The organism is Streptomyces fuscichromogenes (assembly GCF_014645815.1).
Lineage (GTDB): Bacteria > Actinomycetota > Actinomycetes > Streptomycetales > Streptomycetaceae > Streptomyces > Streptomyces fuscichromogenes.
The window spans coordinates 450,142-476,413 of the sequence record NZ_BMML01000005.1 but is presented as its reverse complement, the minus strand read 5'-3'; the positions used below and the strand labels follow the sequence as shown (position 1 = coordinate 476,413).

Genomic DNA, 26,272 nt, shown 5'->3' with positions numbered 1-26,272 from the left:
TACCCTGATACCGAACACCCGATAAAGGGTAAGTCGGGTCACATCACCTGGGGAACCGGTCATGGGTGGGAAGCGCAGGTCCCTCGCCCGGGTGGCCGTCGCGGTCGCCGTCGGTGCCGGGTTCGCACTGACCGGGGCCTGCGGCGGAAGCGGGGGCGCGGGCGGGCACGGGCGGGACGCGGGGCTCAGCGTCGGCGTGCTGCTGCCGGGCGGCGGCGCCTCGCGGTTCGGGCAGTTCGACCGGCCGCTCATCGAGCGGAGGCTGAAGCAGCTGTGCCCGCACTGCCCGGCACCGGCCGTGGTGGCCACCCCCGAGCCGGAGGTCCAGCAGCAGCAGCTCGACGCCATGATCACCCGGGGCGTGGACGTACTGATCCTCTCCGCCATCGACCCCAGGTCGCTGCGCTCGTCGGTGGAGGCCGCGCACCGGGCCGGCATCCCGGTGGTCGCCTACGACCGGCTCGCGCAGGGTCCGATCTCCGGTTACGTTACCTTCGACGGCGCGGCGATCGGCAGGCTCCAGGGCGAGGGGCTGCTGAAGGGCATGGGGGCGAAGGCGGACGGCGGCCGGATCGTCATGCTGAACGGTCCCGCGGCCGACCCCAACGCCGGCTGGTTCGAGCGGGGCGCACTCTCCGTCCTGCGGGACAGGGTGCGGATCGGCAAGTCGTACGACACCCCCGGCTGGCGTCCGGACAACGCCTACACCGAGATGGCCGGCGCGATCGCCGCCCTGGGCGCGGACCGTGTCGACGGCGTCCTGGCCGCCAACGACAGCCTCGCCGGGGCCGCGATCGCCGCCCTCGACGCCGGCGCGGTCCGGCCGCTGCCCCCGGTGACCGGCCAGGACGCCGACCTGGTGGCGGTGCAGCGGATCGTCGCGGGCCGGCAGTACATGACCGTCTACAAGTCCTACCGGGCCGAGGCCGACGCCGCCGTCCGGATGGCCGTCGCGCTGGGGCGGGGCGAGCCGGTCGGATCCGTCGCCACCACCACCGTCGACAGCGCGACCACCAGGAACATCCCCTCGGTGCTGCTGCCGTCGTACCCGGTGACGGCCGGCACGATCAAGGACACTGTGGTGAAGGACGGTATCTACACCATTGCCCAGATATGCACCCCCAAGCTGCGGTCCGCCTGCGCCAAGGCCGGACTCACCTCATGAATCTCATGAGTCCTGTGAGTCCCGTCAGCCTTATGAGCCTGCCCACGCCGGGAAGGAGGTGGTGGCCCCGTGGTCCAGCCCCTGCTGGCACTGCGCGGTGTCTCCAAGCGCTTCGCCGCCGTCCAGGCGCTGGTGGACGTCGACCTGGAGATCCGGGCCGGGGAGGTGGTCGCCCTGGTCGGCGGCAACGCGGCCGGCAAGTCCACGCTGGTCAAGGTGATCTCCGGGGTCGGTCCCGCGGACCGGGGCGTCATCGCGTGGGAGGGCCGACCGGTCCAGATCAGACGCCCCCACGACGCCCGGGCCCTCGGCATCGCCACCGTCTACCAGGACCTCGCGATGTGCGGGAACCTCGACGTCGTCGGCAACCTCTTCCTCGGCCGGGAGATCCACCGCCACGGTGTCCTCGACGAGGTCGAGATGGAGCGCCGCGCCCGTGAGCTGCTGCGGACCCTGCCCATCGACATCCCGGACGTGCGGGCGCCGCTCGCCACGCTCTCCGGAGGCCAGCGGCAGGTGGTCGCGATCACCCGGTCGTTCCTCAGCGGGCCGCGGCTGCTCCTCCTCGACGAACCCACCGCCTCGCTGGGCATCGAACAGACCAACCAGTTCCTCGACCTCATCGAGGAACTCCGCGACCGAGGCACCGGAATCCTCCTCATCAGCCACAACATGGGAGACATCAAGGCCGTAGCCGACCGGGTCGCCGTACTGCGCCTGGGCCGCAACAACGGCCTGTTCGACGTGGGCACCACCTCGCAGGAGCAGATCATCGCCTCCGTCACGGGTGCGGTGGACCACTCCGGCCGGCACCGGCCCTCCACCGACCCCGGGGAGAGATGGTCGTGACGGCGCCTGCCACCGGCCGCTTCCGGCGGTTCGCGGAGGCCGCGCGCCGCCGGCTGCACGAAGGGGGCCTCGGCCCCGCCCCGGTACTGCTCGCCCTCGCCGTGATCTGGGCGGTCTTCCAGAGCCTCAACGCGAACTTCCTCTCGCCGCGCAACCTGTCCGTGCTCAGCGTGGACATCGTCGGGACCGGGATGGTCGCCGTCGGTGTCGTCTTCGTCCTGCTGATCGGCGAGATCGACCTGTCGGTGGGCTCGCTGGCCGGTCTGTCGGGCGCGCTGTTCGCGGCGCTGAACGTGAACCACGGGATGCCGGAGTGGCTCGCCGTGCTCGTCGCGGTCGCGGCGGGCGCGGGCGCCGGGGCCTTCCACGGATTCGTGTTCACCAAGACCGGGCTGCCCGCCTTCGTGGTGACCCTCGCGGGGCTGCTGACCTGGAACGGCCTGATGCTCTACCTGCTGGGCCCGGAGGGATCCATCAACTTCAGCGGGGACGGACTGGTCGCCATGCTCACCGCCCGCCACTTCGCGGCCGCCGTCGCCACCTACGGCCTGGCGGCGCTCGGTACGGCCGCCCACCTCGCCGTCTCCTTCCACGACCGGGGCCGCCGCGCCACCGCCGGTCTGCCGCGCCGGCCGGCCGCCGAGATCTGGGTGCGCACCGCTCCGCTCGCCGTCACCGCCTTCGCCGCCGCGTACGTCCTGGACCGTTTCGAGGGCCTGCCCCTGGCCCTCCTGATCTTCCTCGCGGTCCTCGTCGCCTCCGACCTGCTGCTGCGCCGCACGACCTGCGGCCGGGAGGTCCTCGCCCTGGGCGGCGGCACGGAGGCGGCCCTGCGCGCGGGCGTCGAGGTGGCCCGGGTACGGATCGCCGTCTTCCTCGTCTCGGGCGCGCTGGCCGCGGTCGGCGGCCTGTTCGTGGCCTCCCGGCTGACGGCGGCGACCACGGTGCCGGGCTCCGGCATGCTGCTGATCAACGCGATCGCCGCCGCCGTCATCGGCGGCACCAGCCTCTTCGGCGGCCGCGGCTCGACCTGGTCCGCGCTGCTCGGGGTGCTCATCATCCAGTCGATCGCCTCGGGCATGGCCCTGCTGGGGGTCCAGCCGGCGGTCCAGTTCATGATCACTGGCGGGGTGCTGCTGATCGCGGTGGTCTTCGACGCCCTGACCCGACGAGCGGCGGCGGGACGGGTACGGGCCTAGCCGGGGCCTGTCGTTCGGATCGGCCCGGCCACCAGGTGCGGCATTTTCGGCGGACCCGAGCGGGCCGGGCCCCGCGACACGCGACACGCGACACGCGACACCGGGATGATCCGAACGACAGGCCCCAGCGGTGTCGCGATGTGCCGGGCGGGCGCCGGTGCGGCGGCGGGCGGCGGGCGGCGGGCGGCGGGCGGCAGGCGGCAGGCGGCAGGCGGCAGGCGGCAGGCGGCAGGCGGCAGGCGGCAGGCGGCGGTTGAGCGGAGCACGGCCTGGCGGGATCCTGGTAACGGGGCAAGGAACCCGCACGTCCGGAGGCACCATGGAGGGACGCGTACCGGAGGACCTGGCGGTCGTCGTCGACGCCGACGGGGCGGTCCTGGTGTGGAGCGCGGGTGCCCGGCGGCTGCTCGGGTACGAGCCCGCCGAGATCATCGGCCGCTCCACCCGGCTGCTGCTCGCCGCCGACCTGCCCGTGTCCGCGCGCCGGCACCTCGCCGACGGCCGGCGGTGGTCCACCGAGGTCGCGCTGCGGCACCGCAACGGCGACCGGGTCGTCGTCCACCTCCAGGGAAACCCGCTGGACGCCGGCACCGGCCGGCCGCTGTGGCTGGTGACCGGTGCCGTCCGGACCCCCCTGTCCGGAAGCGAACAGCCCGGGGCGGGCACCCTGTGGGACCTCACCCTCGCCCAGCTGCCGATGCCGGTCGCGATCTACGACCGGGAGGCCCGGTTCGTCGCCGCCAACGAGAGCATGACCCGGATCATGGGCCTGCCCGTCGCGGAGATGCGCGGCAAGACCCTGGTGGAGATCGAGTCCAGCTGGCCCTTCGACGAGTACGACCGCCTGCAGCGGCAGGTCCTGCGCACCGGGCGGACCGTCTTCCACGAACAGCACGCCCAGGCGCCCGGCGAGACCCGGGAGCACTCCTGGTCGATGTACTTCTCCCCGCTGAAGGACGAGCACGGCGGGGTCCAGGGCCTGTCCGCGGTCGTCTTCGACACCACGGAGCAGTACTGGGCCCGCCGCCACCTCGCCGTCCTCAACGACGCGAGCATGCGCATCGGCACCACCCTCGACGTGACCCGCACCGCCGAGGAACTGGCCGAGGTCGCCGTGACCGGCTTCGCGGACTTCGTCACCGTCGACCTGCTGGAGTCCGTCGCCCTCGGCGACGAGCCGGAGCCGCTGACACCGGGCGAACCGGTCACCGTCCGCCGTACGGCGCAGCGGTCGGTGCTGGCCGGCTGCCCCGAGTCGGTGGTCGACTCGGGCGAGGCGTTCCGCTACCCGGTCGGCACGCCCCCGATGCGGACCCTGCTCGCCGGCCACGGCACCCGCCACCGGCCCGGCGACCCCGGCATGCAGGAGTGGCTCAGGACCTCCCAGGCCCGCGCCGACGCCGTCGCCCGGCACCTGATCCACTCGGTGCTGATGGTTCCGCTGCGGGCCCGCGGCGTCACCCTCGGCCTGGTCCACTTCCTGCGGCACCGCACGCCCGAGTCCTTCACCGAGGACGACCAGCGGCTCGCCGAGGAGATCGTCGCCAGGGCCGCGGTGAGCGTGGACAACGCCCGCCGCTACACCCGTGAGCGCCGCACCGCCCTCGCCCTGCAGCGCAGCCTGCTCCCCGGCCGGCCACCGGGCCTGGCGGCGACCGAGGTGGCCTACCGCTACCTGCCCACCGGGTCCGGCGCGGACGTCGGCGGTGACTGGTTCGACGTGATCCCGCTCTCCGGCGCCCGGGTCGCCCTGGTCGTCGGCGACGTCGTCGGCCACGGCATCCACGCGTCGGCCACGATGGGCCGCCTGCGGACGGCGGTACGGACGCTGGCGGACGTCGACCTCGCTCCCGACGAACTCCTCACCCAGCTGGACGACCTGGTCATCCGGCTCGACCGCGAGGAGGGCCCGGAGGTGCCCGGCCGTGCGGAGGCGGCCTCCTCCGGCGAGGTCGGCGCGACCTGTCTGTACGCCGTGTACGACCCGGTGACCCGCCGCTGCACCATGGCCCGCGCCGGCCATCCGCCGCCGGCCCTGGTCACCCCCGACGGCGACGTCCGCTTCCTCGACCTCCCGGCCGGCCCGCCGCTCGGCCTCGGCGGCCTGCCCTTCGAATCCGCCGAGGTGGAACTGGCCGAGGGCAGCCTCCTCGCCCTCTACACCGACGGCCTGGTGGAGACCGCCGACCACGACATCGAGGTGGGCCTCGGCCTGCTCCGCCGGGCCCTCGCCGACCCGGCCGCGCCCCTGGAGCAGATCTGCGACCACGTCCTGCGTACGGTCCTGACGGACCGTCCGGCCGACGACATCGTCCTCCTGCTCGCCCGCACCTCCGCCCTGGACACCGCACAGGTCCGCACCTGGCAGCTGCCCCGGCACCCGGCCGCCGTCTCCGGGGCCCGCAAGATGGCCTGCGAGCAGTTGGAGGCCTGGGGGCTGACGGACACCGTGTTCGCCACCGAACTCATCGTCAGCGAACTGGTCACGAACGCGGTCCGCTACGGCACCGGCCCGATAGCCCTCCGCCTGATCCGCGACGCCTCCCTCATCTGCGAGGTCTCCGACGGCAGCAGCACCGCGCCCCACCTGCGCCGGGCCCGCGTGTACGACGAGGGCGGCCGGGGCCTGCTCCTGGTCGCCCAGATCTCGGAACGCTGGGGCAGCCGCCAGACCCCGACAGGCAAGACGATCTGGGCGGAACAGCCGCTGTCCACGTGACCGAGGGGGTGGGGCGCTGGGCTTGCTCGGCGGCGGGGCGGCGGGGCGGTGACAGAGCGGTGCGTCGGCGCGACGCGGCGGCCAGCGGCCAGCGGTCACCGGGGCAGCGGCAGGTCCCGGCGCAGGGTGTCGGTCACGGCCGAGACGACGGCGGTGGTGACGAACGTCCCGGCCATGACCAGCACCACGCCGACCATGAAGAGCCCACTGGCATCGTCCGACCAGTCGACCCAGGCGGCCAGGGTCAGCCCCGCGGTCGTACCGCCCACGGCCGCCGTGCTGTGTCCGCGGGCCGCCGCCCAGCAGACGGGCACGAGCAGGGTGAGCACCAGCCCGACGACCTGCCACACCGCGTACGGTCCGCTGGTCGAGCCGTCGGGCCGCACGTCGTACCGCTGGTCCCAGCCCAGCCAGGCGGCCCAGGCCGCCACCGAAACGCCGGCGAGGACACACGCCGGTATCGCCGCCCGGAACTCGGGCTTGTCAAGTCGCATGGCCCCAGCGTTCCGGCCGGGCCGGTCACCGGACAGAGTGCGGGTACTCAGATCGGTCGTCCAGCGGCCTCGGGGGCGACCTGAGTACGAGCCCGGCCCCCGCGCCACCGCCCGCACCACCGCCCGCACCACGAACAACGCGGCGGACAACAATCCGACAACACCCGGGCAACGAACCATTGGTTGACTGCCTCGCCGAACCGTCACACGAAGCGGTGACGCATCTGCGGGCCCCCCGTGCCCCGAGGCAGCGTCCGGCGAAGCGCTTCGCACCCCGTACCGCCAGGAGAGCCACCCGATGAACCCCCGGACAGGACAGGAGATGCGGTTCGGCGTGCTCGGCCCCGTGGAAGTCCATCGGGACCGCGTGCCCCTCGACCTGGGGCCCCGGCAGCGCCGGTTGCTGCTTCTGCGGCTGCTGGTCGAGGACGGCCGGCCGGTCTCGCAGGACACGATCCTGCGCGACCTGTGGCCGACGGACCGGCCGACCGGCGCCGCGTCCTCGGTGCGTGCCCACATCAGCAGGCTGCGCTCGGTCCTGGACCCGGTACGGCAGGGCAGGTCCGCCATGCTGGTCAGCGGCACCGCCGGGTATGCCCTCAAGGTGCCCCGCGAGGCCCGGGACACCGCCCTCTTCGAGGACGGGGTGGGCCGGGCCCGCGAGGCGATGAGGAACCGTCAGCTCTCCTTCGCCCGGCAGGAGATCGACACGGCGCTCGGGCTGTGGCGCGGCGAGGTCCTGGCCGAGGCCGGCGAACACGCCTTCGCGATCCGCGAGCGCACCCGGCTCGACGGCGCCCTCCACGACGCCAGGGAGCTGCGGGCCGCGCTCCTCGTCCAGCAGGGCGAGACCGAGCAGGCGATCGACGTCGCCGAGAGCCTCGTCCTCAAGGCCCCGCTCCGGGAGACCTCCTGGGCACTGCTGATGCGCGCCCTCTACACGGCCGGACGGCCGGTCGAGGCGCTGAAACGGTACGAGCGGTTCCGCGACATGCTCGCCACGGAACTCGGACTGGACCCCAGCCCCCGGCTACAGGACCTGCACACCGCGATCCTGCGGCACGACGTCGTCGCCCTCGGCGCCGCCGGGCCGCAGTCCCCGCCCCCGGGGCCCGAATTCACCGCCGCCTGCGTCCACCCGCGACCGGCCGCCACCGCCGCGCCCTTCGTGGGCCGCGGCGAACAGATGGCGCAGCTGACCGCCCTGCTGTCGGAGGCGACCGCGAACCGCCCCCGCTGGGCGGTGATCGGCGGCGAGCAGGGGGCGGGCAAGACCCGGCTGGTGGAGGAGGCCGCCGCCCGTGCCGAGGCCGCCGGTTTCACCGTCGCCCGCACCCGGGCCGGTCAGGCGCTCAGCGGCAACCGCGGGATCGTCCAGACCTGTCCCACCGTCCAGCTCCTGGACGCGCTGCGGCAGGACGGCAAGGACTCCGCCGAGGACGAGGTCGCGCAGAAGGACCCCCTCGCCACGGTCGTCCGCGAACTCACCCGGGCTCCCACGCTCGTCGTCGTCGACGACCTCGACCGGGCGCCGCAGGGCTTCCACCGTCTGCTGCGGCGGCTCGCCCAGGTGCTGCGGGAAGCCCCGGTCCTGTTCGTGTGCACCCTGCGCAACCCGGACGCCCCCGTGTCCAGCACACTGCTCGCCGAACTGGCCCTGCTCGGCGCGGCCTGGCTGACCCTGGAGCCGCTGACCGCCGGCGACGTGGCCGCCATGCTCACGGCGCTCGGTGAGGAGGCCCCGCCCGGGGCGGCGGTCGCGTTGCACCGGCGCGCCGAGGGACACCCGTTCGCCCTGGCCGAGTTGCTCAAGCTCCCGTCCGTCCGGCGCATCGGACCGGAGGCCCAGGTACCGGCCGCCGTCCGCAACATCGTCCACGCCCGCCTGGTCGGGCTCCCCGAACCGGCGCGGACCATGCTCACCTATGCGGCCGCCGACGGCGACCGGCTCGACCTCGACCTGCTCGCCTCGGTCCAGGGCGTCGCCCCGGACGAGCTCCTGCACCTGATCGACGCCGCGGTGACCGCCCGGATCCTGGTCTGGGACGCCGATCCCGGCACGCCCGGCACCGGCCGCTACCGGCTGCCCGAGCTGCCCCGCGACGTGGTGCTGAGCACCCAGACCCCGTCGGCCCGGCAGCTTCGGCACGCCGCCCTCGCCCGCACGCTCGCGGGCCGCGACGACTACGACCCCGCCCGCCTCGACCGGCACCGCCGGGCGGCCGGCCCGACGGCACCGACGCCTCCCTGACCGGGGCACTCCCCCTGCCACTCCTGCCCCCTCCACAGCTCTCCTCTCTCCGGCGGATCAGCAGATCCCCGGCAACACATTCACCTCAGGAGTCGTGATGAGCACGAAGACGGGACCCCAGCGCTACCCGGGCGCCAGCCGCGCCAACTGGTACCAGGACGACTTCGGCGGCGACCCGATGGAGGTCAACGTCGTCGTCCTGCACACCACGGAGGGCTACACCCTGCCCACCTACGACGGCGGGGCGACCGCCCCCAACCTGACGGCGGTGCCCGACCTCGCCGCCAGGAAGCTGAAGTGGTACCAGCACTTCGACATAGAGACCTCCTCCCGGGCGCTGGTCAATCTGAAGGGCGGTGTCGAGACCAACACCATGAACGTGTGCCAGGTCGAACTGACCGGCACCTGCGACCCGAAGACCCATGCCCAGTGGACGTCCGCCGGCCACGCCCACGTCTACTGGCCGGACGCGCCGGACTGGGCCCTGAAGGGGGTCGCCGACTTCCTGGCCTGGATGCACGAGCAGCACGGCGTCGCGCTGTCCGGCCCGAAGTCCTGGCCCGCCTACCCCGCGTCGTACGGCGACGGCTCGGGTCAGCGGATGACGGGCGCGCAGTGGACGGACTTCAGGGGTGTGTGCGGGCACACGCACGTCCCCGAGAACGTCCACGGCGACCCCGGTGCCATCGACTTCGCCCGGATCGTCAAGTACGCGAAGGCCGACCTGGACGTGGACGACGCCCCGGAGCCGAAGACCACCACCAAGCCGAAGATCCCCGCCTTCCCCGGCCGCAAGTACTTCGTGACCGGGGCCTCCAGCTCCTACGTCCTCAAGCTCGGCACGCAGCTGGTCAAGCGCGGCTTCGGCGATCACTACAAGGTCGGCCCGAGCCGGACCTGGGGCGACGCCGACCGGCTGAACGTGCGGGACTTCCAGAAGTCCCGCAAGGAACTCCGCGGCGACGCCGACGGCACCCCCGGCCCGCTGACCTGGCGCCTCCTCTTCTCCTGACGTCTCCGGCGAAGGCCCGGGCCGGCGCCGCCCCGGGCCTTCACGGGTGGACGACCCTGGCGGCGATCACACGCTTCGGCGAAAGAGGTTGACCGGGGCCGGGACTAGACCGACCTGCCCTGAGCACCCGGGCCACGGCGGCGCAGGGCCGGGTCGAGAAGGGCGGGCGGAGTGTCGTACTTCTCGTGGGCGGCCAGGTCGGTGCCGGGGGCGACGATCGCGTCGATCGCGTCCAGCACGTCGGCGGAGAGCACGGTGTCGGCGGCGGCCAGCTGAGAGCTCAGGTGGTCCGGGGTGCGGGGCCCTATGAGGGCGCTGGTGACACCGGGGTGCGCGGTCACGAAGCCGAGGGCGAGCTGGATCAGGGTCAGCCCGGCCCCGTCGGCGACGGCCGCCAGCCGCTCCACGGCGTCGAGCCGGGCCTGGTTGGCCGGCACGGTGAGGTCGAAGCGGTCGGGCAGCGTCTCGGCGCGGCTGGTGGTGATGTCCCGGCCCCTGCGCACGGCGCCGGAGAGCCAGCCGGAGGACAGCGGGCTCCACACCAGCACGCCCATCCCGTACTCCTCGGTCACGGGCAGGACATGGGATTCGACGCCCCGCTGGAGCAGGGAGTAGCTGGGCTGTTCGGTGACGTACCGGCTCAGGCGGTGCTCGCGGGCGGCCCACTGGGCCTGCACGATCCGGTACGCCGGGTAGGTCGAGGAGCCGAAGTGGCGGATCTTCCCCGCGCGTTGCAGATCGGTCAGCGCCGACAGGGTCTCCTCGTCGCTCGTGGCCGGGTCCCAGCGATGTACCTGATAGAGGTCGACGTGGTCGACGCCGAGCCGCCGCAGACTGTCCTCCAGCGCGGTGACCAGCCACCGGCGCGAACCGCCCTTGTGGTTGCGCTCCTCCCCCATCGGCATGCCGGCCTTCGTGGCCAGCACGATGTCGTCGCGACGGCCGGCGATGGCCTTGCCGACCATCTCCTCCGACTCGCCCTGCCCGTACATGTCGGCGGTGTCGATCAGGTTGATCCCGGCGTCCAGGGCGGCGTCGACGATCGCGGTCGCCTCCTCCTGGGTGGTCCGCCCGATCGCGCCGAAGTTCATCGCGCCGAGCCCGAGCGCACTTACCTGTACACCGGTACGGCCCAAGGTGCGGTACTGCATGACTGAGTCTCCTCACATGGCGGAAGTAGCAAGAACGTGACAGGGCCGGAAGGCCGAGCAGGAGAAGCGGGACCATGTCCCGCTTCACGTCTTCGACCATACGGAACACTGTCCCGTTTCGCAACGCCCCGATAGGGTGACGGCCGGAGAGAGCGCAACGACGAGAGAGCGCGACGATGAAGGATCACGACGATGAAGGATGAGGAGCGGCAGGCCGGCCCCCGGCCCGGGTCCCGACCCAGGTCCCGGCCTGCGGTCAAGAACCAGGCGGCCGCAGCCACGACCACGGCCCGCCCCACGGATGACGGACCGGCCGCCCGCCCCACGGACGGCGGACAAGCCGCCCCGCCCGCGGACGACAGGCAGACCGCCCGGCCTCGGCGGGCCGATGCCCGGCGCAATGAGATGACGTTGCTGGAGGCGGCCGCGGCGGCGTTCGTCGCGTCGGGCGTGGAGGCGCCGGTGCGCGACATCGCGGCCCGGGCAGGCGTCGGCACCGCGACGATCTACCGGCACTTCCCCACCCGCGCCGACCTGATCATCGCGGTCTACCGGCACCAGGTGGAGGCCTGCGCCGAGGCCGGCCCGGCCCTGTCGACCAGCGCCCCGACCCCGTACGACGCGCTGCGCGAGTGGATCGACCTCTTCGTGGACTTCCTGACCACCAAGCACGGCCTCGCCGCCGCCCTGCACTCCGACCAGGCGGGCTTCGACACCCTGCACACCTATTTCCTGGACCGCCTCGTCCCCGTCTGCACCCGGCTCCTCGACGCGGCCTCCGAGGCCGGCGAGATCCATGCCCGCCCGACGGCGTACGAGCTGATGCGCGGCGTCGGCAACCTCTGCATCGGCGCGGAGCACGACCCCGGCTACGACGCCCGGCGCCTGGTCGGGTTCCTGATCGCGGGATTGCGGTGACGGGCCGAGGCAGGAACCGGAGCGTGCAGGCGGGAGCTAGTTCCGGCCGGGTTCGTTGAAGGTGATTCCGGAGAAGTCACGGCCCTGGAGGACGGGGGCGTTCTGGGTTCCGCCGCTCACGGTGTTGGCGGTGTCCCCGTCGCCGGTGCGCACCACCTGTGCCTGCTGGTGCCACTGCGCCAACTCGGTTCGAAAAGCGGGGTCGTTCGCGGCACGGCGACCGAGCGCCTCACCGAGCACCCGTGCTCGCACCAGGTCATGGGGCGCCTCGGACAAGGAGGCGAGTTCCAGTTCGCCGACCTCCGGGCCCAGGCCTCCGGGAGCGTCCCGAGCCGGGTTCCTTCGTACCAACCGGCACAGTGAGTCCCACAGTTGGCGCCCGGCCTCGCCGGCCGCACCGGTCGCCACGGCCACGAGCAGACTCGCCGAGATCGGATCCACCGCAGTACCCCCCAGTCGCGCAACGGAGCCCACCGGAGCCGAACGGCTCTGAGTGCCATCGTCCCAGAGCCGCCGGTTCTTCAGGGAGGGGCCGACCGGCCTGCGTCGGCCGAGCGATCGCCGTCGGCCAGGTGCCGGGGGTGTCGGTGTCCGGTACGGGCCGCGAGGGTGCGAGGATGCGACAGGGACCGGACGCCGGATTGTTTACGCTCCGGTAGCGAGCAGGCCGGAATGGATCGTGATTGCATAAGCAATACACGTGAGGGTTATTGCCGACACTGCCATTACCGACACTACTGCCTTGCGGGCGGTCCTGGTGATCTTTTCTTTCACGTCTTACTTTACCTCGCGCTTTTCATGAAGAGCCGACGAGAACTAGAGCGTGCAGACAAGACGGAGCTCCGTCCCCAACTCGGGGACGAAGCCTCATGAGGGGTAGGTTAGCTCCTCAGGGGGGACCCCGCGCACACATATGCGCGTAGATCCATCAGCACTCGGTCGACATCCCGCCGACACGACCTTGACTACCCGACGAGTAACATTTCAGCGAGGGTCGGACCGTATTGACGCATCCCGGTCGCCGCGCCGTTCCCGCCCCCATTCGGTCAGCGCACCTGCGGCACGCGCCTCCTCGACCAGAGCCCCGATACGTCTGCTGACGCCCAGACTCTGCTCCAAATGCGCGAACGCCTGCGCCGTTCGGCCGAGATCCCGCTCAGCCAGGGCCAAGTCGTAGAGAACGTCGACCTCTTCCCCGGCCGCCTGGATGAGCCGCGTCAACTCCAGCGCGGCAACATGCTGACGGAGGGCCTCCTCGGCACGACCTGCCGTGCGGTACGCCCGCCCGATCCTGTGCAGCGCGATCGCCTCTCCCCGCCGGTCGCCGACGCCTCGCAGCACGGGCAGAACCCGGCCGTAGAGCACGAGAGCCTCTTCGGTCTTCCCGAGCTCGTCCAGAACGGAAGCCAAATTCATGTGAAGGGTGGCCTTGTCCCTTCTGTTTCCCAGCCCTTCGGAGATGATGACAGCTTCTCGATAAGCACGCTCGGCGGCTTCGGGGTTTCCGTTTTTTCGCCAGTACTCGGCAAGATTGTTCAATGCACTGTACCTGCCCCGCTCGTCCCCGATTTTTGCGAAATCAGCGAGCGCCGCGGTGAAATGATCCAGAGCCTTATCATTCTCCGCCATATGCAGATGAACTATCCCCAGCATGTTCCGACTGCGCCCGATGCGAAGCAGATCATTTGTTTGCAGCAGGAAACGTAGGGATTCTTTCTGGAGCGAACGGACCAAGGTGTACTCACCCGTCTGCCACAGCGCGATGGAAAGCTGGTGAATGCACTCGATCTCCAGTTCCCGGTCGGCGAGGGAGCGTGCGATGTCCAGTGCCTCGTGGGCCACCGCGATGGCCTCGCCGTAGCGTGAGCCGTGGGTGTGTACGGCGCAGAGGTCGAGGAGGGCCCGTGCTCGGCCTGCGTCGTCACCCGCCGCGCTCCAGTACGCGACGGCTCGCCGTAGCAGCGGTTCCGCCGCGGCGAGGTGTCCCTCCATGTCCAGGAACCCCGCCAGCACATGGACACACACGGCGAGTTGACTTTCCGTGCCGTGGTTTACAAGCCAGTTGAGAATGTCTAGAAGATTGGCGGACTCAGCGATCAGCCACTGTTCGGCCGCGTGTGCGTCGGCGATTTCCGGACCAGCCGGAATGGCCGGATCCGGGGCGTCGGCATTCATGCGCGAGCGGAAGGGATAAGCCAGCCGGTCGGCCTGGTCCGCCGTGCGAACGTAATGATCCACCAGTCGTCGCACGGCCTGTCGGACATCGCCTTCCGATTCGAAATCACCGGACTCCACCAGGGTTCGGGCGTAGTCCCGCAGCAGGTCGTGCATCGTGAAACGATGCGGCACGAGCTCGGAGACAAGGCTGTGGGCCAGGAGTTCCTCAAGGACGCGCTCGGCCTTCCCTGCCGGGAATCCGGTGAGGGCCGCTACCGCCGGAGCGCCGAATTCCACCCCGACATGCAGGCTGATGCGACGGAACGCCAACTGTTGATCGGCACTCAGCTCCTGATACGACCACTCGAACACGTGCTCCAGCGTCCGCTCCGTGTCGCGGAGTTGGGACAGCAGGCCACCCCCGCCCCGCAGTTGACGCAGCAGGTCCGAAACGGTCCAGGAGGGGCGGGCCAGTAGCCTGGCGGCGGCGATCTCGATGGCCAGGGGCAGATGACCGCAGAAACGGACTACTTCCAGCAGATCCTCTGCCGCTTCCGCTCCGCGGCGCGCTCCGAGACGTTGGATGAAGAGAGCCGCCGCGTCCTCAGGAGGCAGTACGTCGAGGGACACCGGCCGTACGCCGGGCAGCCCGGGCAACCGGCGTCGACTGGTCACCAGGACCGCTGTCGGCGAGGCACCCGGGAGCAGTGGGCCGATCTGTGCGGAGGATGTCGCGTCGTCGAGAAGCACCAGCATGCGCCGGTCACGCGCGAGCGAGCGCCACAGCGCGACCAATTCGTCCAGGTCGTAGGGGAGTTGTTTGGCATCCAGGCCGAGCAGGCGCAGCAGTTCGCGCAGCGCCCGGGTCGGGGTCGGCGGCGTACGGTCGGCAGCGCGTCCGCCCAGGTGCAGGAAGATCACCCCGGCCGGGAAGTCGTCGCGTAATCGGTGTGCCAGATGGATGGCCAGCGCGCTCTTGCCGGCGCCCCCCATTCCGTGGATCGCCTCCACGGTGACCACGTCCGACGATCCGCGGCCCTCACGAAGCGCCGCGGTGAGCCGACGCAGTTCGGCCACCCGTCCGGTCCAGGGGACGTCACGGGGCAGATTGTCCGGAACCTGCCGGGCCGACCGGGCAGGGCGCTTCCTGCCCATGCCGGCGTCCTCGCCGAGCAGGACCGCCGCCGGGGTTCCCGCCAGGATGCCCTGGTGGACGCGGTGCAGTCCGCGGCCGGCGTCGAGGCCGCTGTCGCGGACGACGCGCTGACGGGTGCGCTGGAGGAGCCGGGTCGCCTCGGCCGTGCGGTTGCTGCCGTACAGGGCGACGGCCAGTCGTTCGGCGAGTGCCTCGTCCACGGGATGTGCCTCGGCCAGGGGCAGCAGCACAGGAACGGCGGCAGCGAACCTCCCGGCGCCGAGCAGGATCCCGGCCCTGGTCATCGCGGCCGTGAGGGCGGTCTCGTCGGCGGCCGCCCGCAGATGCTCGGGCCAGGAGCCGCCGATCCCGGCCAGGGGTTCGCCGTGCCACAGCGCGTCGGCCTCGTCCAGCAGGCGCAGCGCTGCTTCCGCGTCCCCGCCGTCCCGGAGGGAACAGGCCTGGTCGACGCTGCTTGTGTAGCGGCGCAGGTCCACCCGGTCCGGGTCGGCCTCCAGGACATAGGAGTTGGTGCGGCTGACGATCGCGGGTGCGTCGCCTCCGGCGATCCGCAGAGCGGAGCGGATCCGGGAGATGTGCGTGTAGAGCGCCTCCCTGGCCTTACCGGGGGGATGGTCGTCCCAGACACGGTGAATGAGGGTGTCCACGCTGACGGTACGGGCCGCGTCCGCGGCCAGCGCGGCGAGCGTGAGCCTCGTTTTCGTCGAGCCGAGATCACTGCGGCGGCCCGCAGCCCGTACTTCGACAGATCCCAGGAGCCGGATTTCGAACTCCACCAGCGTCCTCCCCGCCGTTCGGTCCTTTGTGGCCGAGCATGAGCAAGCGATGAGCGAGCATCGTGCCGAGAGCAGAGAACCGTGTGCCGAGAGATGCACCGAGGGTGCGCCTCGCGCTGTGCCGAGCATTCGAGAGTGACATGGCCTTTGCGGGATGGACCGTAAAGGAGCGCTGCGCGTTCAAAATTGACCGATAAACAGACGCTGTAGTTCACATCTTGTTCGAAACGGGGAGTCACTCCTGGACGGTGAAAGGAGTTGGCGCACGTGCGAGCTTCCTCCGCGGACGAACCGTACGGCGCGGATCTGCTGCTGTCCGCCCTGATCGCGAATGGCACCGACACGGAGTCTCCTGCGTGGCGCGATCTGGCCCTGCTGATGGACACCGCCGCCCGCGCGGACCGCTCGGTGGCCGGGCTCTGGCCGCCACCCGCCGGTGCGTCCGCGGCGTGGAGCGAACTGGCTGTACGACTGGCCGAGTTGGCCGCACGCGACCCCGCGACACGGCATGCGCTGATGGAGTGGACGCATCGCCATCCCCCCACGCCCCGCACCGGGACCGCCAATACCGTGGCCGGTCATGCCGTGCTCCACGGGCCCACCGTGCAGGCCCGTGACATCCACGGCGGCATCCACTTCCATCCGCACACCGGCCCTCCCGCCCCCCGGCTCCCGGTGCCTCGTCAGCTTCCCCCGGCACCGGCCCGGTTCATCGACCGGCACGCAGACCGCCGCATCCTGGACGCGCTGCACGCCGGACGGCCCACGCACGCACCCCAGGTCCTGGTCATCAGTGGACTCGCCGGTGCCGGAAAGACCGCCCTGGCCACCCACTGGCTGCACACGCACGCGGACAGCTTCCCCGACGGCCAGCTCTACGCCGACCTGACCGAACCGTCCGCCGAGGGGGACCGCGGGCCCGTCTCCCCCGCCGTCGTCCTGGAGGCCTTCCTGGTCGCGCTCGGCGCAACCGAGGTACCCGCCGGGCTCGCGCCGCGGAGCGCACTGTGGCGTTCGATGACCGCCGACCTGCGTCTGGCCGTCCTTCTGGACAGCGCGTTCACCGCCGCCCAGGTACGTCCCCTGCTGCTCGGCACACCGGGCGGACTCACCGTGGTGACCAGCCGGAACAATCTGACGGGGCTGCAGGTCGACGGGGCCTTCGTCCACCGGCTCGACGGCCTGCCCACCGAGTCGGCCGTCGCCCTGCTGGCCGTCGGCGGCGGAACCCGCGTGACACACGAGCCCGACGCCGCCCGCGAAGTCGTCCGGCTGTGCGGCCGGCTGCCGCTGACCGTGGCCCTGGCATCGGCCCAGCTCGCCATCCATCCCCACCGGTCCGTCTCCGCGCTGGCCGACAGCCTGTCCCAGGGCCCCGGCGCCGTGGACACGCTGCACGCCGACGGAGAGGCAGTCATGCGCACCGCGCTCGACCTGTCGTACGACGTCCTGCCGGGCGAGAGCGGTGCGCTGTACCGGCGCATGGGGCTCCTGCCGACGGACCGGCACGACCTGTCGATGCTGAGCTCCCTCGCGGGCGAGGAAGCGGGGCACCCGGACGACAGAGCGGAGCTCGCGGCCGACCTCGCCGTGCACGGCCTGCTGGAGGCGAACCTCTTGGAGGAGACCGGACCGGGCACCTATCGCTTTCACGACCTCGTCCGGCCGCACGCCCGCCGGCTCGGCGAGGAACTGGAGGATCCCGGCCGCCGCGAGCGCACCCTGCGCGGTTTCGTCGACTGGTGCCTGGCCACCACGGCCATCGCGGAGGCCGTCCTCACCCCCAGCCATCGGCTGCCGGGCCACGACCTCCCGGCCGGCACCGCCCAAGCGACCCCGCTCGACGGCCCCGAGGCCGCCCTCGCCTGGCTCGACACGCACCGCAACGGCCTGATGGGCGCGGTACGGCACGCGGCCCGGGCCGGCTGGCACACCGCCTGCTGGACCTTGACCGATCGGATGTGGCCGCTGTTCCTGCGGCTGCGGCCGACCGAGATGTGGGTCGAGGCACACCGCCTCGGGCTGGAGGCCGCCCGCCGCAGCGGTTCACGGCCGGGCGAGGGCCGCATGCTCACCTCCGGAGCGATCGGCCTGCGCAACGCCGGCCGCTATCCGGAGGCGTCCGACTGGTACCGGCAGGCCCTGGAGTCGGCCACCGAGGACCGGGACCCACGGCAGCAGGCACAGGCACTGAGCGGGCTCGGGCACATCGCCCTGCTCACCCACCGCATCGACGAAGCACGCGATCACTTCACGGAAGCCCTGCGTCTCAGGGAGTCGGTCGGCTACCGGCGCGGGGCCGCGCTCACCCGGCGGCGGCTGGGCGAGACCGCACTGGCGGGCGGCGACCCGGCCGCGGCCGCCGAGCAGTTGCGCCGGGCCGCCGCCGAACTGGACGCGTTGGGCGAGACGTACGAGGCGACCCGGGTCCTGGCGCTGCTCGGCCATGTGCTGGACCGCCTCGGTGACCAGGAGGGCGGTGAAGAGCGGCTGCGGACCGCGCTGACACGCTTCCGGACGGGTGACGCCCGGTCCGAGCACTGGGAGGCACGTTGCCTGGAATGGCTCGGCCGGGCCGCCGAGTCGCGCGGCGACCGGACGGAGTCGGTCCGGCGCTACGAGGCCGCCCTCGCTCTCTTCCGCAGGCTGAACCCCACGGACGCCGAGCGGGTGGCCGGCCGGTTGCGGCAGGCATGACGCCGCCACGACCGGCCGGCTCGCGGACCTCGGGTCAACGGCGGAGCACCAGTGCGAGCGACCGCAGCGAGCGGCACGATGCACCGGACGCCACCCACGCATGCAGCACCGAGGCGACCGGTTGTGGGTGAACCAAAGCGGCGGCCGGGCCCCGCACCGTCGCCCGCAGGCAACCCACCGCCCCCGTACGGTCACGCACTCCAGCGACACACCCCCTGCCGACATCCGGTACCGCTGCGACGAGACAACCGGGATACGCCGCCAGCAGTGCCCGCACCCGCCGCCCGGCCGCCGAGAGCGGCACCGGCATCCGGGCCACGAGCACGTCGGCGTGTTCCCGCAGCTCCGTCCGCCGTGTGGCGTCCGCGGCCACCCACAGATGCGTGTCGCACGAAACCAGGGGCCCGTCCCACCGAGGCCGACGCCCGTCGCCCGGAACCCGCCGGAACAGCTCCGGAGCCGGTGCGTCCGGTGGGTCGCACCGAATCACGACCGATCCGGCTGCCGCCCCGGTCCGCCACATCATCCGGACGGGCCGGCCGTCGAAGCAGCCTCCGAAGACCATGTCGCCCATGGCCATCACATCCGAACACGCGGCACCCACGCCGTCACGCCCAGCGGCATCACACCCGACGGCACGGCACCCTCGGGACACCGCACCCGGTGCGGCGGCACCGCTCCCCGGCAGCTCGAAACACACCGTGGCCCGCCCGGCGTCCGGTTCCGGGCGGAGCTCCCGACACCGCAGAGCGAGCGGACGTGCGGGCGGTCCGCCGGTCACAGGGCCGCTCCACGACTCGCGAACCTCTCCCAACGGGTCAGCGACGGCGGAGTCGCGGGCGGAGCGACGGACACCGGCCGGGCCGGTTCTCCGAGCCCGAGCAGACGGTAGACGAGCGAACGCATCCGGGCGTGGAACTCGCCCGGCGCCGACGACAGCGACGCGGCCACCTCGTCGTACCGCCCCGGGCGGTGCAGCCCTGCCGCGTAGTCCAGTTGCTCGGCCAGCGGGTACCCGGGCACGAGCACGGGCGCGACGGCGGACAGCAGCGCCGCCGGTGAGGAGGCCGACACCTCGCGCCGTGCTCCGGCGGTCAGGAGGACGGCCGCATCCGTGAGCGTGCCGTACGCGGAGAGCGAGCCGTGATCGCCCAGGATCCAGTCGGCCGCGATCAGCAGCGCCTGCCAGTCGGCCTCGGGGGGTACGACCGCTACCCCCCGGTCCTGGCAGCAGGACAGCCAGGCGTGCACCTGCCGGGTGCCGTGTCCGGCGAACACGTTCGGATGGACCAGCAGAGCCAGGCGGTAGCCGTCACCCGGGAGCTGGCTCAGCAACTGGGGAAGCAGGGCGTCGAGCCGTCCGAACGTCGACGTGGGACCCCAGGTGGACGTGACGACCACGAGCCGCTGGCCGTCCTCGATACCGAGCGCCCGGCGGTAGTGCTCGCGCCGTGGCCGACCGGCCACGATCCGGTCGGCACAGGGATCACCCACGACATGGGCCACCGGCAGCGCCTCCGGGCAGGACCGTTCGAGTTCCACGAGGTCCCGGTGATGGGCGTAGACGATCGCTGCCGGGACCAACCTCCCCTGATGTAGAAGGTGTTGCCGACTCAGCATCCCGGGCGACCGCCGCTCTCCCGCTGCCAGCGAGGTGACATCGGTGAGCAGCTTGATCTGCCCTGCTCCGTGCGAGATGCGTACGACCGGGGCCCGCAGCTGGTGCACGCCGCGGGAACCGGCGGCCAGTGCGAGGTCGAACTCAGCCCGCAGGGCCTCTTCCCAGGGCACCGTGGTGATGCCCAGTCCCTCCAGGAAGCGGGCGACCCCGGCTCCGAAGGCGTGCGGTGCGATCGTGAAGACCAGCTGGACGCGCAGGTCGGTCTCCAGCAGGCCGAAGACCTCGCGCAGTCGCTGGGCGAACGTCACGGTGTGCACGACCACCAGGACTCTTGCGCAGTCCCTGACCGTGAGCCAGTGCCCTTGTTCGATCAATGCCGGTTGCGTAGTACGGACAGACACGCGATCCCCCATCGCTCATCGCTGCATACAGCGGTTGACGAGGCGATTCCCGGTGCCCACGGTGCTTTCCTTGCACGGTTCTTGCAGCACCCTTGCCCGCCCCGGAGTGCCGGGCAACGGCGTCCCGGTGACCGCTCCGCTCCGGCAGCCGTGCGAAGGGGACTGACAGCAGGTCAGCCCTCGGTCGGCGGCCCGTCGAGTGCCGTGGCGATCAGGGCTTCGAGGTGGCGGGACACCCGGTCCAGCGGGGCGATGTCGCGCCGGGCGCGGCACATGGCGATCGCGCCCTCCGCCGAGGCCACGACAAGGGTCGCGAGGTCGGCGGCGCGGGCGGGGTCGGCGCCGTGCTCCCGCAGGGAGGCGGCGAGCAGGTCCTCCCAGCCCTCGAACGCCTCGGCCGCCGCGGTGAGCGCGCGCGGGATCTCCTCGCCCGGAGGCGGCTCCTCGACCGCGACGGCCAGGACGGGACACCCGGCCCGGAAGTCGCTCGCCACGACGATCCCGCGCCACAGCCCGAGGAACGCGCGCAGCCCGGCCGCCGGACCCGCCGCCAGCTCCTTGCGCAGCAGCCGTTCCACCGACGCGCCGGCGTACCGCACCGCCTCCGTCGCGAGCTGCTGCTTGCCGTCGGGGAAGTAGTGGTACGTCGAACCGAGCGGCGCGTCGGCGTGTCTGGCCAGCTCACGGATGCTTGTGGCGTTCAGGCCGCGCCGGCTGATCAGGTCGGCCGCTCCGGCCACGATGCGATCCCGCGACGGCCCACCGGACTTGCCCACGCTTCCGCTCCCTCCGGACCCACTGGTTATAACGATCGTCATAGTCTAGCATGGCCTCGCTCTATAACGACCGTCATAACCGCCGCGGTCGTCGGCATCCGCGCTTCGTCATGGAGGAGACCCATGCCCCTGATCCGGCTCACCGCCCCGTCCGGCTCGCTGACCGACGAGGGCCGCAGGACCGTCCGGCGGGACCTGGCCGCCGTACTGCTGCGCTGGGAGGGCGCACCCGACACGCCCTTCTTCCGTGCCCAGGCGTGGAGTCACCTCGTCGAGCTGCCGGACGGCGCCCAGACCACCGCCGAGGACGACGCGCCCCGCTTCCTGGTGGAGGTCACGGTTCCCGCGGGCGCGTTGTCCGAGCGGCGCCGGGCCGGGCTGGTCCAGGACGCCACCCGGACCGTGCTGACGGCGGCCGGCCTCACCGCGGCCGACCCGGCCGACGCCCTGCGCGTGTGGGTCCTGGTGCACGAGCAGCCGGACGGCACCTGGGGCGCGGGCGGCTCGGTCGTCCGGTACGCCGACCTGGCGGCACTGGCGGAGGGTGCGCGAGCCGATGCGTGAACTGACCTACGTCGCCCGCAACACCGTCGAGTGGCGCGAGGCCCCGGACCCGAAGCTGCGCGGCGACGGCGAGGCGATCGTGGCCCCCGTCGCGGCGACCTCGTGCGATGTGGACACCGCGATCCTGGCGGGACACAGCTTCATCGACCCGCCGTTCGCGCTCGGGCACGAGTGCGTGGCCAGGGTGGTGTCGACCGGCGACGCGGTGACCGTCGTACGCCCCGGCGACCTGGTGGTCGTCCCCTGGTCCGTCAGCTGCGGCGGCTGCGGGCACTGCCGGGCCGGCCGCACCGCGCACTGCACGGCCGTCCCGCACATGGCGATGTACGGCGCCCCGATCGGCGGTACCTGGGGCGGTCTCTTCTCCGACCTGGTCCGGGTCCCGTACGCCGACGCCATGCTCGTACCGCTCCCCGCCGGGCTCGATCCGGTGGCCATGGCCTCGGCGAGCGACAACTGGTCGCTGTCGTGGCGCCTGGTGGCCCCGCACCTGAGGAGCCGGCCGGGTGCCCGGGTCCTGGTGGTGGCCCGCGGCAGCATCGGGCTGTACGTCGCCGACATCGCCCGCGCGCTGGGCGCGTCCACCGTCCTCCACGTCGACCCCGACCCCGGGCACCGGGAGATCGCCCGGGGCTTCGGCGCCGTCACGGCCGAGACCCTCGACCCGCCGATCCACCACGGCTTCGACATCGCGGTGGAGGCGACCGGCCGGGTCGACCAGTTGGCGCTCGCGGTCAGGTCCCTCGCCCCGGAGGGCGTCTGCGAGTCCGCCGGCAACCACTTCCGCCCCGGCGAACTCCCCCTCCTCGACATGTACCTCACGGGCGTCACCCTCCGCATCGCCCGCGACAACGTCCGCGCCCACATCCCCGACGCCCTCGCCCTGGCCGGCTCCGGCACGGTCGACCCGGGCCGGGTCGTCTCCCATGTCCTCGACTGGGAACAGCTCCCCGAGGCCCTGCCGGAGAAGCACCTCAAGCCGGTCTTCGTCCGGGGCGAGGGGGCCGCCGCGATGTCGTGACCGAGGCTCACCCGGCCTGTCCGGCCCCGGTGAACATGGCGATCAGGCCGTGCGGGGAGTCGTCGCCGAGCATGTGCTCGTGGAGGTCGGCGGCGTCGGCGGCCTCCGCGGCGCCGCGCGCGAACATGGCCCGCTCGTACGCGGTGAGCGCGGCCTCGGTGTCGTCGGGCCGGGCGGCGAGCGCCTTGCCGAGTTCGGCGCCGTCGTACATCGCCAGGTTGGCGCCCTCGCCGTTCGGGATCATGAGGTGGGCCGCGTCACCGAGCAGGGTCACCCCCGGCACCCGGTCCCACCGGTGCTCCGCGGGCAGCGTGTACAGCGGGCGCAGCACCGGGGCGGTGTCGGCGTCGGTGATGAGCGCGGTGAGCTCGGGCGCCCATCCGGCGAACTCCGCGGCGATCCGCCCGGCGGGCGTGGCGGCGGAGTCGGCAGCTGACGTGGCACCGGTGAACCCCGCTTCGGCGAACCCCGCTTCGGCGAACCCCGCTGCAGCGAACCCCGCTTCGGTGAACCCCGCTGCAGCGAACCCCGCTGCGGCGAACCACTCCTGCGGCCTGCGCAGCGCCACGTACGTGTGGAGGGTCCCGCCAGTCTCCCGGTGGGCCTGGATGCCCTTCCCCGGCGCGAGCGCGAACATCGCCCCGCCGCCGACCGCCTTCGCGGCGGCCGGGTGCCGGGTGTCGGCGTCGAACAGGTAGGTCTCGACGAACGAGGTGCCGGTGTAGGCGGGCAGGGCGGCGGAGAGCGACGGCCGCACCCGGGACCACGCGCCGTCCGCGCCGACCAGCAGGTCCGTGGTGACGGCGGTGCCGTCGGCGAACGTCACCTCGTGGCGGCCCCCGCCCAGGGCGCGGACGCCGTCGGCCTTGTGGCCCCACCGGACGGTGCCGGCCGGAAGCGAGGCCAGCAGGATCCGGCGCAGTTCGCCGCGGAGCACCTCGGGGCGGCTCCCCGTGCCGTCGTCGGCCTCCTCGAACAGCACGGTCCCGTCAGGGGCGAGGGCGCGGGTCGCCTCCCGCCCCGCCAGGACGAGGGCGCGGAACTCCTCGTACAGGCCCGCCTCCCGGAGCGCCGGCTGGCCGTTGTGCTCGTGGATGTCGAGCATCCCGCCCTGTGCGCGTGCCGTGGCCGAGCCCTCCGCCTCGTAGACGGTGGCCGGGATGCCGTGGACGTGCAGGACGCGGGCGAGCGTGAGGCCGCCGAGTCCGGCTCCGATGATCGTGACGGGGGTGCGCATGGGAACTCCTCGGATCGGGCGGGGGCGGGGCCGGCCTCTCGGGGCCGACACTCTGGAACGACATTCCAACCTGGAATGTCGTTCCATGTTGGAACGGCGCTCCAGCCATGTCAAGATGGCGCCATGGCAACGCGGACGCGCCGGTCACAGCGGCGTACAGAGGCGCTCTCCCGCGAGCGCATCGTCGAGGCCGCCGTCGAGCTGCTCGACACGGCCGGCGAGAGCGGGCTGACGTTCCGGGCCCTGACCGAACGACTGGCCACCGGCCCCGGGGCGATCTACTGGCACGTGGCGAACAAGGACGAGCTGCTCGGCGCCGCCACCGACGCGGTCATCGCCGCCGCCGTGACCGTCGGAACGGTCGCCGGGACCGTCGGGGCCGCCACCGGGACCGTCGGGGCCGCCACCGAAGGGTCGCGACCGGCGACCGGTGAGCCCGGGACGACCGAGCCCCCGGCCTCACCGCAGGACGACATCCGAGGCGTGGCGCTCGGGCTGTTCGACGCGATCGCACGGCATCCGTGGCTCGCGACACAGCTCGCCGCACAGCTCTCCCGCAGCCCCTGGGGGACGGTGACACCACGGATCTTCGAGAGCATCGGCCGCCGGGTCCGGGCCCTCGACGTGCCCGAGAGCAGCTGGTTCACGGTGACCTCGGCCCTGGTGCACTACATCCTCGGCGCCGCCGGCCAGAACGCCGCGAACAACGCGAGCGCCCGCAGCCTGCCGCCCGGCGTGGACCGCGACCGCTTCATCGACACGGTGTCGAGGGCGTGGGGGGAACTCGACCCCGACGAGTACCCGTTCACCCGGGCCGTCGCGGACCAGATGCGCGGGCACGACGACCGCGAGCAGTTCCTCGCCGGCGTGGATCTCGTCCTCGCCGGCATCACCGCCACCCACCACCACGGCCAGGAATAGCCGCCGGTCCGCCTCATGTTGCCGTGGCCATGACGACGAATGCGCAACGGCCCGAAATCCTGCGCTACACCGCCTTCTCCGGTTCCCCCGAGGGCGGCAACCCCGCCGGTGTCGTGCTGGACGCCCGCGGACTGGACGACGGGGACATGCTCGCCATCGCCGCCGAACTCGGCTACTCGGAGTCCGCGTTCCTGACCGCGCCCCCGGAGGGGCTCGACGGCCGGGCCGGACGGGCGTACACCATCCGCTACTTCAGCCCCAAGGCCGAGGTGCCGTTCTGCGGGCACGCCACCATCGCGACCGCCGTCGCGCTCGCCGAGCGGACCGGCCCCGGGGAGCTGGTGTTCGCGACCCGCGCCGGCACCGTGCCGGTGGCGGTGACCGAGGAGGACGGGGCGGTCCGGGCCACGCTCACCAGCGTCGAGCCGCACACCGAGGAGATCGCCGACGCCGACCTCGCGGAGGCGCTCGCCGCGCTCGACTGGCCGGCCGCCGATCTCGACCCCGCCTTCCCGCCCCGCGTCGCGTTCGCCGGCGCCCGCCATCTCGTCCTCGCGGCGGCGACCCGCGCCCGTCTCGCGGCCCTGGCGTACGACTTCGCGCGCCTCGAAGCGCTGATGCACCGTCTGGACCTGACCACGGTCCAGCTGGTGTGGCGGGAGTCGGCCACCGTCTTCCACGTGCGTGACCCGTTCCCCGTCGGCGGGGTCGTCGAGGACCCGGCGACCGGCGCCGCGGCCGCCGCGTTCGGGGCGTACGCCCGCGAGTTCGGCCTGGTCCCCGAGGACACCGTCCTCACCCTCCACCAGGGCGAGGACCTGGGCCGCCCCGGCGAACTCACGGTCACCCTGCGCGCGGGCGACCCACGCGTCCACGTCGGCGGCACCGGAACCCGCATCGCCTGAACCACCGGCCCCGAGCACGGCGCGGCCACGGATATTCCGTGGCCCCGCCACCGGACCGGGCGGAGACTCGCCCCATGACGAACACGACGGGTACGGAGGGCACGACAGGCGGCACGACCGGCACGACCAACACGGCGGGCACGACCAACGCGGGCTGCACGGCAAGTACCGGGAGTACAGCGAACGCGGCGAACGCGCCGAGGACACCACCGGCAACCGCGGACACCGCAGCCCCGACGGGAGCCGTGGCGGGCCCGAGAGACCCGGCGGACACGCCCCGCG

The 26,272-nt window shown here is 72.5% G+C and carries 19 protein-coding genes; 12 read left to right on the top strand and 7 right to left on the bottom strand.

Annotation, left to right across the window (positions count from 1 at the left end; genetic code table 11):
* Positions 1-61 precede the first annotated feature (61 nt).
* From IEZ11_RS13945 to IEZ11_RS13930, 4 genes are all read left to right on the top strand, one after another.
* The gene (locus IEZ11_RS13945) at positions 62-1,165 is read left to right on the top strand and encodes a sugar ABC transporter substrate-binding protein (protein ID WP_189263007.1); all 1,104 of its coding nucleotides are present in this window, start codon (positions 62-64) and stop codon (positions 1,163-1,165) included.
* 69 nt (positions 1,166-1,234) lie between these two features.
* Positions 1,235-2,014 (top strand): ATP-binding cassette domain-containing protein, encoded by a 780-nt coding sequence (locus tag IEZ11_RS13940; protein ID WP_229713002.1) that lies wholly within the window; start codon positions 1,235-1,237, stop codon positions 2,012-2,014.
* Positions 2,005-3,213, top strand: coding sequence for a sugar ABC transporter permease (locus IEZ11_RS13935; protein WP_189263006.1), 1,209 nt, complete (start codon positions 2,005-2,007; stop codon positions 3,211-3,213). The genes IEZ11_RS13940 and IEZ11_RS13935 overlap by 10 nt, the downstream gene beginning before the upstream one ends.
* Before the next feature lie 319 nt (positions 3,214-3,532).
* Positions 3,533-5,932 carry a SpoIIE family protein phosphatase gene (locus IEZ11_RS13930; protein WP_189263005.1) on the top strand — a complete coding sequence of 800 codons (2,400 nt, stop codon included), beginning with the start codon at positions 3,533-3,535 and terminating at the stop codon, positions 5,930-5,932.
* 95 nt (positions 5,933-6,027) lie between these two features.
* On the opposite strand, the gene IEZ11_RS13925 is transcribed toward IEZ11_RS13930, so the two are convergent.
* Positions 6,028-6,426, bottom strand: coding sequence for a hypothetical protein (locus tag IEZ11_RS13925; RefSeq protein WP_189263004.1), 399 nt, complete (start codon positions 6,424-6,426; stop codon positions 6,028-6,030).
* Between the two features lie 298 nt (positions 6,427-6,724).
* Here IEZ11_RS13925 and IEZ11_RS13920 point away from each other — a divergent pair, with 298 nt between their 5' ends.
* Both IEZ11_RS13920 and IEZ11_RS13915 read left to right on the top strand, forming a co-directional pair.
* On the top strand, positions 6,725-8,677 hold the full coding sequence (locus tag IEZ11_RS13920) for an ATP-binding protein (protein ID WP_189263003.1): 1,953 nt from the start codon (positions 6,725-6,727) through the stop codon (positions 8,675-8,677).
* 97 nt (positions 8,678-8,774) lie between these two features.
* Entirely contained in the window at positions 8,775-9,689 is a 915-nt protein-coding gene (locus IEZ11_RS13915) for a peptidoglycan-binding protein (RefSeq protein WP_189263002.1), read from the top strand.
* Positions 9,690-9,793: 104 nt separating this feature from the next.
* Here the strand turns inward: IEZ11_RS13915 and IEZ11_RS13910 are convergent, their stop codons facing one another.
* Positions 9,794-10,840 (bottom strand): aldo/keto reductase, encoded by a 1,047-nt coding sequence (locus IEZ11_RS13910; RefSeq protein ID WP_189263001.1) that lies wholly within the window; start codon positions 10,838-10,840, stop codon positions 9,794-9,796.
* Between the two features lie 405 nt (positions 10,841-11,245).
* On the opposite strand from IEZ11_RS13910, the gene IEZ11_RS13905 reads away from it, so the two are divergent.
* On the top strand, positions 11,246-11,758 hold the full coding sequence (locus IEZ11_RS13905) for a TetR/AcrR family transcriptional regulator (protein ID WP_189263000.1): 513 nt from the start codon (positions 11,246-11,248) through the stop codon (positions 11,756-11,758).
* A 36-nt stretch (positions 11,759-11,794) separates the two neighbouring features.
* Here the strand turns inward: IEZ11_RS13905 and IEZ11_RS13900 are convergent, their stop codons facing one another.
* Positions 11,795-12,199: a hypothetical protein gene (locus tag IEZ11_RS13900; protein ID WP_189262999.1), complete on the bottom strand. Its 405-nt coding sequence runs from the start codon at positions 12,197-12,199 to the stop codon at positions 11,795-11,797.
* Positions 12,200-12,742: 543 nt separating this feature from the next.
* Positions 12,743-15,847, bottom strand: coding sequence for an AfsR/SARP family transcriptional regulator (locus IEZ11_RS13895; RefSeq protein ID WP_189262998.1), 3,105 nt, complete (start codon positions 15,845-15,847; stop codon positions 12,743-12,745).
* A 267-nt stretch (positions 15,848-16,114) separates the two neighbouring features.
* Between IEZ11_RS13895 and IEZ11_RS13890 the strand changes: the two genes are divergently transcribed.
* Positions 16,115-18,544, top strand: a complete 2,430-nt coding sequence (locus tag IEZ11_RS13890; protein WP_189262997.1) for a tetratricopeptide repeat protein — start codon at positions 16,115-16,117, stop codon at positions 18,542-18,544.
* A 777-nt stretch (positions 18,545-19,321) separates the two neighbouring features.
* On the opposite strand, the gene IEZ11_RS13885 is transcribed toward IEZ11_RS13890, so the two are convergent.
* Positions 19,322-20,488 carry a hypothetical protein gene (locus tag IEZ11_RS13885; protein WP_229713001.1) on the bottom strand — a complete coding sequence of 389 codons (1,167 nt, stop codon included), beginning with the start codon at positions 20,486-20,488 and terminating at the stop codon, positions 19,322-19,324.
* Between the two features lie 251 nt (positions 20,489-20,739).
* Entirely contained in the window at positions 20,740-21,342 is a 603-nt protein-coding gene (locus IEZ11_RS13880; protein WP_229713000.1) for a TetR/AcrR family transcriptional regulator, read from the bottom strand.
* A 123-nt stretch (positions 21,343-21,465) separates the two neighbouring features.
* Here IEZ11_RS13880 and IEZ11_RS13875 point away from each other — a divergent pair, with 123 nt between their 5' ends.
* The gene (locus tag IEZ11_RS13875; RefSeq protein ID WP_189262994.1) at positions 21,466-21,906 is read left to right on the top strand and encodes a tautomerase family protein; all 441 of its coding nucleotides are present in this window, start codon (positions 21,466-21,468) and stop codon (positions 21,904-21,906) included.
* A complete protein-coding gene (locus tag IEZ11_RS13870; RefSeq protein WP_189262993.1) occupies positions 21,899-22,927 on the top strand; it encodes a zinc-dependent alcohol dehydrogenase in 1,029 nt (342 codons plus the stop codon). Before IEZ11_RS13875 ends, IEZ11_RS13870 begins: the two co-directional genes overlap by 8 nt.
* Before the next feature lie 7 nt (positions 22,928-22,934).
* On the opposite strand, the gene IEZ11_RS13865 is transcribed toward IEZ11_RS13870, so the two are convergent.
* Positions 22,935-24,164, bottom strand: a complete 1,230-nt coding sequence (locus tag IEZ11_RS13865) for an FAD-dependent oxidoreductase (protein WP_189262992.1) — start codon at positions 24,162-24,164, stop codon at positions 22,935-22,937.
* Positions 24,165-24,287: 123 nt separating this feature from the next.
* Between IEZ11_RS13865 and IEZ11_RS13860 the strand changes: the two genes are divergently transcribed.
* Both IEZ11_RS13860 and IEZ11_RS13855 read left to right on the top strand, forming a co-directional pair.
* Positions 24,288-25,085 carry a TetR/AcrR family transcriptional regulator gene (locus IEZ11_RS13860; RefSeq protein ID WP_189262991.1) on the top strand — a complete coding sequence of 266 codons (798 nt, stop codon included), beginning with the start codon at positions 24,288-24,290 and terminating at the stop codon, positions 25,083-25,085.
* Between the two features lie 29 nt (positions 25,086-25,114).
* Positions 25,115-25,990, top strand: a complete 876-nt coding sequence (locus IEZ11_RS13855; protein ID WP_189262990.1) for a PhzF family phenazine biosynthesis protein — start codon at positions 25,115-25,117, stop codon at positions 25,988-25,990.
* The last annotated feature ends 282 nt before the right edge of the window (positions 25,991-26,272 follow it).